General features: G+C 70.0%; 10 protein-coding genes. 1 reads left to right on the top strand and 9 read right to left on the bottom strand.

Features of this window, described 5'->3' with window-relative positions; all coding sequences use genetic code 11:
* Positions 1 to 29 precede the first annotated feature (29 nt).
* From ACFU6I_RS35010 to ACFU6I_RS34990, 5 genes are all read right to left on the bottom strand, one after another.
* Entirely contained in the window at positions 30 to 2435 is a 2406-nt protein-coding gene (locus ACFU6I_RS35010) for an FtsX-like permease family protein (protein WP_384374293.1), read from the bottom strand.
* Entirely contained in the window at positions 2432 to 3118 is a 687-nt protein-coding gene (locus ACFU6I_RS35005) for an ABC transporter ATP-binding protein (protein ID WP_384374290.1), read from the bottom strand. Before ACFU6I_RS35005 ends, ACFU6I_RS35010 begins: the two co-directional genes overlap by 4 nt.
* Positions 3115 to 3639 carry a PadR family transcriptional regulator gene (locus ACFU6I_RS35000; protein ID WP_345515299.1) on the bottom strand — a complete coding sequence of 175 codons (525 nt, stop codon included), beginning with the start codon at positions 3637 to 3639 and terminating at the stop codon, positions 3115 to 3117. The genes ACFU6I_RS35005 and ACFU6I_RS35000 overlap by 4 nt, the downstream gene beginning before the upstream one ends.
* A 165-nt stretch (positions 3640 to 3804) precedes the next feature.
* The gene (locus ACFU6I_RS34995) at positions 3805 to 4032 is read right to left on the bottom strand and encodes a hypothetical protein (protein WP_384374287.1); all 228 of its coding nucleotides are present in this window, start codon (positions 4030 to 4032) and stop codon (positions 3805 to 3807) included.
* A complete protein-coding gene (locus ACFU6I_RS34990) occupies positions 4029 to 4973 on the bottom strand; it encodes an SPFH domain-containing protein (RefSeq protein ID WP_384374284.1) in 945 nt (314 codons plus the stop codon). Before ACFU6I_RS34990 ends, ACFU6I_RS34995 begins: the two co-directional genes overlap by 4 nt.
* A gap of 223 nt (positions 4974 to 5196) precedes the next feature.
* Between ACFU6I_RS34990 and ACFU6I_RS34985 the strand changes: the two genes are divergently transcribed.
* A complete protein-coding gene (locus tag ACFU6I_RS34985) occupies positions 5197 to 7476 on the top strand; it encodes a transglycosylase domain-containing protein (protein ID WP_384374281.1) in 2280 nt (759 codons plus the stop codon).
* Positions 7477 to 7568: 92 nt separating this feature from the next.
* On the opposite strand, the gene ACFU6I_RS34980 is transcribed toward ACFU6I_RS34985, so the two are convergent.
* From ACFU6I_RS34980 to ACFU6I_RS34965, 4 genes are all read right to left on the bottom strand, one after another.
* Positions 7569 to 9032 (bottom strand): catalase, encoded by a 1464-nt coding sequence (locus ACFU6I_RS34980; protein WP_384374278.1) that lies wholly within the window; start codon positions 9030 to 9032, stop codon positions 7569 to 7571.
* A 147-nt stretch (positions 9033 to 9179) separates the two neighbouring features.
* Complete coding sequence (locus ACFU6I_RS34975) at positions 9180 to 11150, bottom strand: SpoIIE family protein phosphatase (RefSeq protein WP_384374275.1); 1971 nt, start codon at positions 11148 to 11150, stop codon at positions 9180 to 9182.
* 371 nt (positions 11151 to 11521) lie between these two features.
* Entirely contained in the window at positions 11522 to 12238 is a 717-nt protein-coding gene (locus tag ACFU6I_RS34970; protein WP_384374272.1) for a DUF402 domain-containing protein, read from the bottom strand.
* Positions 12239 to 12282: 44 nt separating this feature from the next.
* A complete protein-coding gene (locus tag ACFU6I_RS34965; RefSeq protein WP_384036706.1) occupies positions 12283 to 13707 on the bottom strand; it encodes a class II fumarate hydratase in 1425 nt (474 codons plus the stop codon).
* Between the last annotated feature and the right edge of the window lie 179 nt (positions 13708 to 13886).

The raw sequence follows: 13886 nt of genomic DNA, 5'->3' as shown, positions 1-13886 counted from the left end.
CCTCCTGGAGGAACCGCGCCCCGCCCCCCTCACTCGGTACGGAGACCGTCCGGCCGCATCAGGCGCCACAGGGCGGGCAGCGAGATCAGAGTGACCACCAGGATCAGCCCCGCACCCGCGCCGATCATCGGCAGGAACAGCCACCAGTCGGTGACCTCCTTGGCGATCATCCGGATCATCACCGCGCCGAGCCCGAGTCCGCCCGCGACCGCCACCACCAGACCGACGACCACCGGTACGGCGGTCTGCCACAGCACCGACCAGCCGAGGGTGGTCCGCCGGGTGCCGAAGGCGACGAGGACCGACAGCAGGCGCCCCCGCTCCCGCAACTGCTCCAGCTGGGAGACCAGCATCGACGCGGCGATCAGCAGCAGGGTCGCGGTCGCGCCGACCTGAAGTCCCTGCTGCACGCTGGCGTACTGCCGGTCGCGCGCGACCGACCTCAGGGTGAACACCCGCATGCCGGGATCGAGTCGGGCCGCGGTGTTCCGTACGTACTCGGCCACGTCCTCGACGCCCTCGTCGACCCGGATCTGCGCCCTGGTCCTCGCGCCCGGCAGCGTGGTCGGGTCGATCGCACCCACGGTCGCCATGATCCCCCAGTGGTCCTCGCCCATCGGGTCGCGGCGGTCGACCACCGTCGGGGCGTCGACGGGCAGCGTCCAGCGCTTCGCCCCCTTGCCGTTCTGCTGGGCCGAGCCCGAGCCGATCTCCACCTCCTTGCCCTTGCGGGCGGCCTTGTCCACCCAGTCGCTCATCTTCTTGTCGTTCCGCGGGTGGACGACGAACGCGTCGCCCTCCTCGCAGGAGCCGATCCGGGCGAGCTCGCGCAGAGTCGCGCAGTCGCCGATGGTCAGCAAGGTGGTGGGCTGGATCTCGTCGTCGGTGTACGTGCCCGGCCTGGTCGCGTACACCTCGACCGTGCCGATGACCGCCTCCACGCCCTTGGTGGCCCGGAACTCCTTGATGGTCCGGGTGGCGGCGTCGCCGCTCACGTTCTCGGAGAACGTGAAGAACTGGGCTCGCGCCGGGTCCTGCCCCGTCACCCGGTTGAACTCGTCGCCCACCGCGGCGAACAGCATCTGCAGGGCCACCGCGCCCGCCACCGCGACCGTGATGCCGCTGACCGCGCGGGCCGCCGCCCCGCTGTTCAACTGCAGTCGGCGCGTGGCGAGCTGCCAGGGGACCGGTCCGCCGCGCAGCCGCTTCACGCATGCCTCGACCAGCCACGGCAGCAGCAGTGCGAGCCCCACCAGGACCAGCACGGCACCGCCCGCGATCGGATACGGATCGACGGGGGCACCCGGGGAGACCTTGCCGGTGACCCCGAGCACCACCAGTCCCGCGACCGGCACCAGCAGCCGCCACCAGAGCCGGCGGCTGCGGCTGCGGCTGTTGCGTACGACGCCGAGCGGCTCGATCACCACGGAACGCAGGGCGGTCAGGGTGACGAGCACCGCCGACACCGGAACCGCCACGGCGATCAGCGCGGCCAGCCAGAGCTCGGGCACCAGGTCGGACGGGAACGCGCTGACGTCCCACACCTCGACGCTGCCGATGAACTCACGCCCCACCAGGAACAACGCCAGGCCGACGAGGAGGCCGAGCACCGCGCCGAAGAACGCCTCGCCGGCGGCGATCCGGCGGGTCGTCCGGATGTCCGCACCCACCAGGCGCAGTGCGGCGAGCCGGCGGTCGCGGCGGTCGCCGCCGAAGCGGACGGCCGTCGCGATGAAGATCGCGACCGGCACCAGCAGCACGACGCAGATCATGATGATCAGGACGATGAGAACGGGGGTCAGGGGCTGTGCCGGGCCGGGGTCGCCGTAGCCGGCCAGCCGGTGACCGCCACGGGCGGGGGTCAGCGTGTCGCTGCCCGCGTAGAAAAGCAGTTCGCCGGGCGCGATCAGGCCGGTGTCGGTGATCGTGCCGGTGATCCTGTACGGCAGCCGCTCCTTGAGCAGACCGCCGTCCGAGGAACCGAGGAGCTCCTTCAGGGCAGGTGAGACGACCATCTCGTCCGGACCCGGGAAGCGTGCCACTCCGGGCGGGGTGACCGGGTGCGTACCGTCCGGACGCATCAGGAAGCCCGTGACGGTGCGGCCGCGGTACTCGGTCTCCGCGTCGATCCGAAGGACCGTGGTGTCCGACTTCGGGACGGCGGATCGGGACGGGCCCGCGGCCTCGGTGCGGGCCTGCTCACGCGCGGAGCGGTGGTCGATCAGATGCGGTACGGAGGCGGCGGCCAGCAGCAGCGCCACACCGAGACCCACGCCGACGGCGGTGAGCAGGGTGCGGGTCCAGCCCTCGCGCCCCCCTGAGCAGGCGAACCGTATGCCGAGACCGAGATCGCGCGGCAGTGCGGCGAACCGGGAGGGCCCGGTGGGCCGGGGCCGCTCGGTGACCGGGTCCGTCGTGCGGTCGAGCAGGGTCATACCGCGTGCTCCAGACCGAGGGCCCGGCCGTCGCGCACCGTGACGTCACGGTCGGAGTACGCGGCGACGCGGGTCTCGTGCGTCACCAGGACCACGGCGACGTTGGCGGACCGGGCGGCATCGGTGAGCAGTTCCATGACCCGCTCTCCGTTGAGGGAGTCCAGGGCGCCGGTCGGCTCGTCCGCGAAGATCACCTTGGGGGAGGAGGCGAGGGCTCGGGCCACGGCCACGCGCTGACCCTGACCGCCGGAGACCTCGGCCGGGCGCTTGGCGCGGAGATCGTCGACCTCCAGGCGCTCCATCCATGTCAGGGCGGTGCGCTCGGCGTCCTTGCGCCGGACGCCGCTGAGCCGGAGCGGCAGGGCGACGTTCTCCACACAGGTCAGCTCCGGGACGAGCTGGCCGAACTGGAAGACGAAGCCGAACTCGGTGCGGCGCAGGGCACTGCGTTCGGCGTCGGACATCGTGGAGAGCTCGCGGCCCGCGTAGGTGATGGTGCCGCGGTCGGGGGTGACGATCCCGGCGAGGCAGTGCAGGAGGGTCGACTTGCCGGACCCGGACGGACCCATGACGGCGACGACCTCGCCGGGGTGGATGGAGAACGAGGCGCCGTCGAGCGCCGACGTCGAACCGTACGACTTGTGCAGGTCGTGGGCGGTCAGGAGGGAACCGGCGGGAGTCACGGGTTCACCACCTTCGCGAGCTGGCCGAGTCGCGCGGTGGTCAGTTCCAGCCAGCGGAGGTCGGCCTCGAGGTGGAACAGCGCGTGGTCGCAGATCAGCTGGTCGGCCAGATCGCCCTTGCGCTTGCGGTCGGTGAGGATACGCATCAGGCGCAGGTGCTCGGAGCGCTGGGCGTCCAGCAGATCGGCGGCGCTGCGGCCGGTGAGCAGGGCCAGGACGACCTTGGTGTAGAGCGTCGACTGGAGATACGGCTCCGGCTTCTCGGGCTGGGCGAGCCAGGCCGAGACGTCGGTGATCCCGGCCTCGGTGATGGCGTACCGCTTGCGCTCGGGGCCGCCGCCGCTCTCGATGCCGTCGACCTCGACGAGGCCGTTCTTGAGGAGCCGGGACATGGTCGAGTAGACCTGGCCGTAGTGCAGGGGGCGGTCGTGGCCGAACTTCTCGTCGAACGTGCGCTTGAGGTCGTAGCCGTGGCGGGGGCCGGACTCCAGGAGTCCCAGCAGGGTGTGGCCGATAGACATGCCCGGCACTGTACACGGTGTGTATACCTGGCGTGTATACCTGGCCCGGGTCGACCACGGCCGGGTGCCCCGGCCCCTCCGGCGATCGGGGGCAAGTCCTCCGGCGCGGGAACGGCGAGCCCTTCCCGCGCCGAGGGGGCATGCGGGCCTGCCGGCGGTCGAGGGCTACTCGTCCCCGGGGGCCGGTGATCGTGGAGGGCGGCCGCGGCGCGGCAGAGGGCCGGCGGCGCGCGGCAGCCGGCCCGCCTCCGCCAGCGCCCTGCGCAGCAGGAACTCGATCTGCGCATTCGCGCTGCGCAACTCGTCCGACGCCCACCGCGCCACCGCGTCATGCACCGCCGGATCCAGCCGCAGCAGTACCTGCTTGCGGGCGGGTGGCCTGTCTCCTGTCACTGGTACAGGGTGCCCGTATTGAGTACCGGCTGCGCCGCCCGGTCTCCGCACAGCACGACCATGAGATTGCTGACCATCGCCGCCTTGCGCTCGGAGTCCAGCTCCACGATGTCCTGCTCGGCGATCCGGGTGAGCGCCATCTCGACCATGCCGACCGCGCCCTCGACGATCTGCTGACGGGCCGCGACGACGGCCCCTGCCTGCTGTCGCTGAAGCATGGCGGAGGCGATCTCGGGGGCGTACGCGAGGTGGCTGAAGCGGGACTCGATGATCCGTACGCCGGCGGCCTGCACCCGGGCCGTGAGTTCGACGGCCAGCTTCTCGGTGATCTCCTCCGCGTTGCCGCGCAGTGACAGGCCGCCTTCGTCGTGGGCGTCGTACGGGTACTCGATCGCGATGTGCCGGACCGCTGCCTCCGTCTGTGTGGCGACGAACTCCAGGAAGTCGTCGACCTCGAAGAGCGCCTGAGCCGTGTCCTCGACCTTCCAGACGACGATCGCGGCGAGCTCGATCGGGTTGCCGTACGCGTCGTTGACCTTCAGGACCGCGGTCTCGTGGTTGCGGACCCGGGTGGAGATCTTGCGGCTGCTGGTGAGCGGGTTGATCCAGCGCAGTCCGTCGGCGCGGATCGTGCCGACGTACCGGCCGAAGAGCTGGATGACGCGGGCCTCGCCGGGCGCGACCATCTTGACGCCGCTCATGCAGAAGAACGAGGCGATGACGAGCAGCAGGCCGAGGATGAAGATCGGGATCCCCACCCCGTTGTGCCCGTTCGCGCCCAGGACGCCGCCGATGATCGCCAGCCCGACGCCGAGGAAGACGCCGAGGACGGTCAGGAGGAGACCGAGCCCGCCGGGAATGGAATGGGCCGTGGTCTCCCGGACCCGGGGTTCCGGCATCTCGGGGAGTTGGTCGCTGTGCGAAGCGGGCTGGTCGGTCATGGAATCCCCCTGTTTGTCTGCTGGAAGAGTACTAGCAATCTGATATCAGATTAGCTGTTCTCGCAACCTTGTGCACCTCTCGTTCGTCGGTTCCCTAAGAAACGGGTGCTGATTGTCACGTCCACAAAGGACCGGATCTCTTGCCTTTTGTCCCCGCCGACAGTGTTAGCTGGCTGGGCCGAGGGGGATCCGGGCGAGCAGAGAAACAGGGAGCAACACAGCGATGGGTCGAGCGGATGCGCGACGAGCCCAACAGCGCGGTGCGCGACGGGCTACGAAGAGCGGCGGCATACGCAGACTCTTCACGTGGAAGAAACTGCTGGGCACGTTCTTCGGGTTCTGCCTGCTCGGCATGGGCGCGTTCTTCGTGCTTTACATGATCGTGGACGTACCCGAGGGCAACGCCCAGGCCAAGCTCCAGAGCAACGTCTACAAGTACCCCGACGGCACCGTCCTGGCCCGCACCGGCAAGGTCAACCGGGAGATAGTGGGGCTGTCCGAGGTCCCCAAGGACGTGCAGAGGACCTTCGTCGCCGCCGAGAACAAGTCCTTCTACACGGACAAGGGCGTCGACTTCAAGGGCACCGCGCGCGGTCTGATCAACACGATCTCCGGCAAGGGCAAGCAGGGTGGCTCGACCATCACCCAGCAGTACGTCAAGAACTACTACCTGGACCAGGACCAGACGGTCACCCGCAAGCTCAAGGAGCTGGTGATCTCCCTCAAGGTCGACCAGAAGAAGAGCAAGAACGACATCCTCGCCGGGTACATCAACACCAGCTACTACGGCCGCGGCGCCTACGGCATCCAGGCCGCCGCGCAGGCGTACTACGGCAAGGACGCCCGGGACCTGGACGTCGCCGAGGGCGCGTACCTCGCGGCGCTGCTCCAGGCACCGAGCCAGTACGACTGGGCCGTCGCCTCGCCCACGGGCAAGCGGCTGGTCAAGGAGCGCTGGAACTACGTACTGAACAACATGGTCGGCGAGCACTGGCTGGACGCCGGCAAGCGCCAGGGGCTGCAGTTCCCGGTGCCGCAGGGCCCCAAGCCCGCGGACGGTCTCACCGGCCAGAAGGGCTACATCGTCAACGCGGCGCGCGCCGTGGTGCAGAAGCAGGAGCACCTCAGTGACGAGCAGTTCGACGCGGGCGGCTGGACCATCACGGTCACCATCGACAAGAAGAAGCAGCAGCAGCTGGAGCAGTCGGTCAAGGCCAGGCTGACCAGCAAGCTCGACACGAAGGGCCGCAGCGTCGACAAGGACGTGCAGGCCGGCGCGGTCTCGGTGAACCCGAAGACCGGCGCGGTCGTCGCCCTGTACGGGGGCACCGGGCTGACCGAGCACTGGACGTCGAACGCCACCCGGCGCGACTACCAGCCCGCCTCCACCTTCAAGCCGATCATCCTCGCCGCGGCGCTCGACCAGGAGGCCCAGACGCAGGACGGGCAGCCGATCACCGCCAACACCCGGTACGACGGCAACAGCCGGCGCCCGGTCGAGGGCAGTGACATCGCCTTCGCGCCGCCGAACGAGGACAACGCGAACTATGGCCAGGTCACCGTCCAGACGGCGATGAACAAGTCCATCAACTCCGTCTTCGCGCAGATGGGCGTGGACGTCCACATGGACAAGGTGATGCAGACCGCGGGCAAGCTCGGCATGGACGTCGAGGGCCTGCCGGTCGTGCCCGCGCAGACCCTCGGCTCGATGGGCGCGAGCCCCATGGAGATGGCCGGGATCTACGCGACGCTCGACAACCACGGCAAGAAGGTCACCCCGTCGATCGTGAAGTCCGCCTCCCGGCAGGGCGGCGCCCCGATCGCGCTGCCCGACCCGATCGGCGAGCAGGTGATCAGCCGCCAGGCCGCGGACTCGGTGACCTCGGTGCTGACCGGCGTGGTCGACGACGGCACGGCCCGGGTCTCGGTGCGCGAGGCCCCGGGCCGCGGCGGCCAGCAGGTGGCCGGCAAGACGGGTACCTCGGACAACAACAAGTCGGCCTGGTTCACCGGCTACACCCCGAAGCTCGTCACCTCGGTCGGTCTCTTCGGTGAGGCCGCAGAGTCCCACAAGGGGGCCGACGGCAAGCAGGTCCAGAAGGGTTCGCAGGTGACCCTGAAGGGCGCCGCGGGCGGCGGCCGCGTCAACGGCGGTGGCTTCCCGGCCGAGATCTGGGCGGACTACACGTTCCAGGTGATGGGCGGGCGAAGCGCCTTCGACCTGGACACGGACATGGGGGCGGCCGTGACGCCGCCGCCGTCCTCGACCTCGCCGAGCCCGAGCGGACAGCCGTCGGAGTCGGCCAGCCCGTCGGACCAGCCGTCCAGCGAGGCACCGTCCTCCGAGCCGCCGACGAACAGTCCGCCCCCGTCTGCGCCGTCCGACCCGACGCCCTCGGGCGGCACGTCGAGCGGGCCGCCGACCGTCCCGGACCCGACGGACAGTGCCGAAGTCCCGCTGAAACCGGCGGACGGCAGGCAGAACGGCCGCGTGCAGGGCTGACGCGGCTCACGCACGGCACACCCGGCAGATACGGCGAAGGGTGCCACGGATACGCTCCGTGGCACCCTTCGCCGTATGTCCGGCGTGCGTGGTCAGCCGCCGTTGACCTCCTTGGCGACCCGGTCGCCGAGGTCCTTGTCCACGTTGCGCCAGTACTGCAGCGCCCGTTCCAGGACCGGGCGGCTCACACCGTCCAGGAGATGGCCGGAAATGTTCGACACGAGCCGCTCGCGCGCCGCGTCGTCGAGCACCTTGCGGACCATGGTGCCCGCCTGGCCCCAGTCGTCGTCCTCCCGGTGCAGCTTGTACGCCTCGTGGACCATCTCGCCCGCCGTGGCCCAGCCCGCCGGGTCGCCGAAGCGCTCGGTATCCGCGGCCGGTCCGCCGTACGAGTTCGGTGCGTAGACCGCTCCCGTGCGCGTCGGCTCGTACCGCATCGGGCCGTCCTTCGCGTACGAGTTCCGACCGAAGCGCGGCCGGTTCGGCGGCAGCTGCGCGTAGTTCGGGCCGATCCGGTACCGGTGGGTGTCGGGGTACGAGAAGAGCCGGCCGAGCAGCATCTTGTCGGGCGACGGACCGATGCCGGGCACCAGGTTCGACGGCTCGAAGGACGCCTGCTCGATGTGGACGAAGAAGTCCTCGGGGTTCTCGTTCAGCGTCATCCGGCCGACCTCGATCAGCGGGTAGTCGCCGTGCGGCCACACCTTGGTCAGGTCGAACGGGTTGAACCGGTAGTCCGGTGCGTCGTCGAACGGCATCACCTGGACGTACAGCGTCCAGCTCGGGTGATCGCCGCGCTTGATCGACTCGAACAGGTCGCGGCGGTGGACATCGCCGTCGATACCTGCCATCTCGTCGGCATCGGCCTGGGTGTAGAAGTCGATGCCCTGGTCGGTCTTGAAGTGGTACTTGATCCAGAACCGCTCGCCACCCGCGTTCACCCACATATAGGCGTGCGAGCTGTATCCGTTCATGTTGCGGTAGGTCTTCGGGATGCCCCGGTCGCCCATCAGCCACGTCACCATGTGCGCGGACTCGGGGGAGAGGGTCCAGAAGTCCCACTGCATGTCGTGGTCGCGGATCCCGCTCTCCGGGCGGCGCTTCTGCGAGCGGATGAAGTCCTGGAACTTCATCGGGTCCCGTACGAAGAAGATCGGCGTGTTGTTGCCGACCATGTCGTAGTTGCCGTGCTCCGTGTAGAACTTCAGCGCGAAACCGCGGGGGTCGCGCCAGGTGTCCGGGGAGCCCTGTTCGCCGGCGACCGTGGAGAATCGGGCGAGCATGGCGGTCTGCTTGCCCGGTTGGAAGAGGTCCGCCTTGGTGAACTGGCTGACGTCGTTGGTCACGACGAAGGTGCCGTAGGCCCCGGAACCCTTGGCGTGGACCACCCGCTCGGGGACCCGTTCACGGTTGAACTGGGCCATCTTCTCGATGAGGTAGTGGTCCTGGAGCAGGATCGGCCCGTCGGATCCGACGGTGAGCGAATGTTCGTCGCTCTCCACCGGGTTCCCGGCGTTGTTCGTGGTGTAGGGAGTGTTCTTGGTCTTCTCGGACACGAGCGTCCTCCCGTCGGTGCGGGGTGTCGGTCAAATCGTCCAGGCGGCGCCCGGTCACGACTGAAGTCAACTCCGACGACGGGAGGATGGCAACATGTGGCGATCGTCCCTATTTGTCCAAATGTGGCGAGGTGCTGTGAGCTCCTCCTACTGGCTGCGGGTCGGCATCTCGAACCAGACGACCTTGCCGGTCGACAGCCGGGTCGCCCCCCACCGTCTGGCCAGCCGGTTCACCAGGAACAGTCCGCGGCCGCCCTCGTCCATGTCGCGCGCCCGGCGCTGCCGGGGCAGCTGCGGGGCGTCGTCACCGACCTCGCAGCGCAGGATGTCGGTCCGCAGCAGCCGCAGCGTGACCGGCCGCTCCGCATACCGCACCGCATTGGTGACCACCTCGCTGACCAGCAACTCCACCGAGTCCGAGAGTTCGTCGAGCCCCCACCGGCCGAGCGCCCTGCGGGCCAGTCGACGGGCCCGTCCGGGGGCGGAGTCCTCCGGTTCCAGGAACCAGTACGCGACATCACTCGGCGCGATCCCGTCGAAGCGGGCGGCGAGCAGCGCGATGTCGTCGTCCCGGTCGCCGGGGCCGAGCATGTCGAGCACGTCGTCGCAGAGCGCCTCCAGCGGCGGCGAATGGTCCGGTCCGGTGAGCCGGGCGGTGGCGGCGAGTCGTTCGCGCAACTGTTCGATCCCGGTCCAGACGTCCCGCAGCCGGGACTCCACCAGACCGTCGGTGTACAGCAGCAGCGTGGCGCCCGAGGGCGCGTCCAGCTCGACCGCCTCGAAGTCGACCCCGCCGACGCCGATCGGGGCACCGGGCGGCACCCGCAGCACCTCGGCGCGGCCACCCAGGTGAAGCAGGACGGGCGGCGGGTGCCCGGCGTTGGCGATGGTGATCCGGTGGGCGACAGGGTCGTAGACCGCGTACAGGCAGGTCGCCATGCGGTCGCTGCCGAGTCGCTGTGCCTGCTCGTCGAGGTGGTGCAGGACCTCCTGCGGCGGCAGGTCGAGCCCGGCGAGGGTCTGCGCGGTGGTACGCAGCTGCCCCATGATCGCCGCGGAGGTCATGGAGTGGCCCATGACGTCGCCGACGACCAGGGCGACCCGGCTGCCGGGCAGCGGGATCGCGTCGTACCAGTCGCCACCGACCCGGGCGGTCTCGGCGGCCGGAAGGTAGCGGGAGGCGAGCCGGACACCGGTGGGCTGCGGCAGCGAGTCGGGCAGCATGGTGCGCTGCAGCTCGTCGGCGATGTACGCCTCGCGCCCGTACAGCACGGCCTTGTCGATGCCCAGCGCGGTGTGCGTCGCCAGCTGCGCGGCCACCAACAGGTCGTTGGCCTCGAAGGGGGGCCGCTCGGTCCCGCGCAGGAAGACGGCAGCACCGATCACCCTCCGGCGGCCGCGCAGCGGGGCGAGGATCGCCCGGTGGCCGGAGGGTACGGTGCGCCCGGCGCCGAGCAGTTCGGGCAGGGCGACGCGGGCCGTCGCGGAGTCGCCGAAGACGGGCCGTACGCCGCGCAGCACCTCGGCGAGCGCGCCGCCCGCCCGGACCTCGCAGAGCTCGGCCGCGGGCATCAGATCGGCGTGCGGGTCGAGAGCGGGCAGCCGCAGCCGCTCGCTCTCCGCGGAGGCGGAGACCTCGGAATCCTCATCGCTTAAACGCAGCCGGTCGGACCGGCGCAGCCGCAGCACGAACGGAGTGACGGGACGCTCGTCGCCGACCGGGAGCGGGTCGCGGAGGTAGACGAGTATGGCGTCGGAGAACGTCGGCACGCTGGCCCGGCACAGCCCAAGGACGATCTCGTCCAGGTCGATGCCGCGGGCGATCCGGCGGGTCGCGGCGCCCACGAAGCGCAACCGGTCGCCCTCGCGGCGGGCCACCGCCTGCGGGTCCGGTCCGGCCGCGGCGGCGCTCGGCGCGGTCGCCGGGTTCGGTGCGCCGGCGGGACCGGGAATCGCCGTGGGGTTCGATCCGGAGCCGGGCGCCGGGGTCGGCCCCGGGATCGCTGCGGAGGCAGGCGCGGCCTGCGGCGCGGCATCCTGCTGCCGCGGCCGGGTGCGTTCCTGCGACCGGGCGGCGAGAGGCTGCCGGCCTTCGTGGGAGGTGGGGTGCTCCGTCACGCGTGGGGTTCCGTCCGTCCGGGCCGGTTGTATGAGGCAATCACCTTGTGGGGCGCCACTGTGCCCCGGCAGGAGCGGCGATGACAACGGCTGTCACCGCATGCCCCGCTCGGCGGGGCCGAAACCGTATGCCTGCGAGGTGTGTAGGTGACAACGTTTCCGGCGCATGGGCGGCGGACAGCGTGCACGTCTCCACCCCCTCGTCGTGGTCCATGCGGTTCTTGCGACTCATGCAACTGATGCGGCTCATGAAGATCGTGCAACTCGTGCGATGACTTGCGGTCAGGTCCTGCGCCGCGCCCGCCGGTTGAAGCGGAGCAGCCCTCCGGAGGACGATCCTACGTTTGCCCCCCTGGGGTGCATCAAGGGTCTCACGATGGCATATGCGAGGGCGTACGGTCCCAGTCATCCGGCAGCGCGGGTACCCGCCACCGCGGATCGGGCCGCCAGTTCTCCCAGCCGTCCCGGAACGGCGCCCCCCACGCGTCGATCACGCGGACGGCCGCGCGGCCCGCCTCCCGTACCCGCCGCGCGGTGTCCCGGTCCATCAGCCCGACCCGCTGCGCCTGCGCGAACTCGTCCTCGTCCAGCCAGCGCCAGCTGTGGTCGGGGTTGACGGCGATGTCGAGAAAGTGATCCTCGGAGTCGATGCCGCCCGCCCAGCGGGTGCGCGGTTCCTCCAGGTTCACGTACCAGTTGCGAAAGCGCCAGCCGCGATCCCAGAACAGCCAGACCGACCAGGGCTCGCCGGGCCGGGCGAGCTTGAGCACGCCGGTGCCGAACCAGGTCGAACGGGCGGTGGTGCGGGGCGCGGTGTACCGGGTGGCGAGCGGCTCGGCGTGCACATTGGTGCCGTCGGCGAGGACCGGCTTCACGCATTCGGTGCCGGGCGCCATCCACACGGCGAGGAGCTCGGCGGTGTCCTGGACCACGGTGACGGGACGACAGATGTGGACCGGGCTGTGGGCGCGGCCGGGCGACCGCGGACCGTTGCCGCGGTAGCGCCACAGAATCTGATCACCCGGCGCCCAGAACACGGTCTCTCCGGGCTCGACTTCTCCGGGTTCGCTGTCTCCGGTACCTGCCATGGAGAGATCCTAGGGACGCGCCCGCCCGGTCGCTGCGATCCACGTCACGGGCGGGTCATACGCAACACGTCGAGTGCCTCGTCGAGCTGTTCCACCGTGAGATCGCCGCGCTCCACATACCCCGAGTCAAGCACCACTTCGCGGATCGTCCGCCGCTCGGCGAGCGCCTTCTTGGCGACCTTCGCCGCCTCCTCGTAGCCGATGTACTTGTTCAGCGGCGTGACGACGGACGGCGAGGACTCCGCGTACTCCCTGGCCCGCTCCACGTCGGCGGTGATGCCGTCGACAGTGCGGTCCGCCAGCAGCCGGGAGACGTTGGACAGCAGCCGGACGGACTCCAGCAGATTCTTCGCGATGACCGGCAGCATGACATTCAGTTCGAAGTTGCCCGCCGCGCCGGCGACGGCGACCGTCGCGTCGTTCCCCATCACCTGGGCCGCCACCATCAGCACGGCTTCAGGAATGACCGGATTCACCTTCCCCGGCATGATCGACGAACCCGGCTGGAGGTCGGGAAGACTGATCTCGGCCAATCCGGTGCGCGGCCCGGAGGCCATCCAGCGCAGATCGTTGCAGATCTTGGTGAGCGAGACGGCGATCGTACGGAGCTGGCCGGACGTCTCGACGAGCCCGTCCCGTGCGCCCTGCGCCTCGAAGTGGTCACGGGCCTCGGTGAACGGCAGTCCGGTGACACGGGCGACCTCGGCGATCACGGCGGCGGAGAAGCCGGGCGGGGTGTTGATGCCGGTGCCGACGGCCGTGCCGCCCAGGGGCAGCTCGGCGAGGCGCGGCAGCGATGCGTACAGCCGCTCGATGCCGTACCGGATCTGCGCCGCGTAGCCGCCGAACTCCTGGCCCAGCGTCACCGGCGTGGCGTCCATCAGGTGGGTGCGTCCCGACTTCACGACCGCCGCGAACTCGACGGACTTGCGCTCCAGGGCGGCCGCCAGATGATCCAGCGCCGGGATCAGCTCGCCGGTGACGGCGGCGGTCGCGGCGATGTGGATGGAGGACGGGAAGACGTCGTTGGACGACTGCGAGGCGTTGACGTGGTCGTTGGGGTGGACGTCGCGGCCGAGGCGTTCGGTGGCGAGGGTGGCCACGACCTCATTGGTGTTCATGTTGGAGGACGTGCCGGACCCGGTCTGGAAGACGTCGATGGGGAAGTGCGCGTCCCAGCGGCCCTCGGCGACCTCGGCGGCAGCGTCCTGGATCGCGCCGGCGATGTCCGGGTCGAGCACCTTCAGCTCGGCGTTGACCTTCGCCGCGGCCGCCTTGATCCGGGCCAGGGCCTCGATGTGCGCCCGCTCCAGGCGTTGGCCGGAGATCGGGAAGTTCTCCACGGCTCGCTGCGTCTGGGCCCGCCACCGGGCATCCGCGGGGACCTTCACCTCGCCCATCGAGTCGTGCTCGATGCGGTAGTTCTCTCCGGCTGTGCCGCTGTCCGCCGGGACCTGTGCGTTGTTCATGTGGTTCAACCTCCTGAAAAAGTTGAGCACTTGTCTTGTTCTGTGTATTCCCAAGTCGCCTACCGGCCAGTAAATACCGGGGGTAACCACAACCCGGGGAGGCGCAATGAGGCGCACCAGGCACAGACTTCGCTGTACGGTCGCGGCTGCGGCGGCCATGGCGGCGGCCTTCGGCGGCA

It is taken from the genome of Streptomyces sp. NPDC057486 (assembly GCF_042802415.1).
Taxonomy (GTDB): domain Bacteria; phylum Actinomycetota; class Actinomycetes; order Streptomycetales; family Streptomycetaceae; genus Streptomyces; species Streptomyces yanii.
Note: the sequence above shows the minus strand (reverse complement) of the source record. Positions and strands in the feature narration are given on the sequence as shown.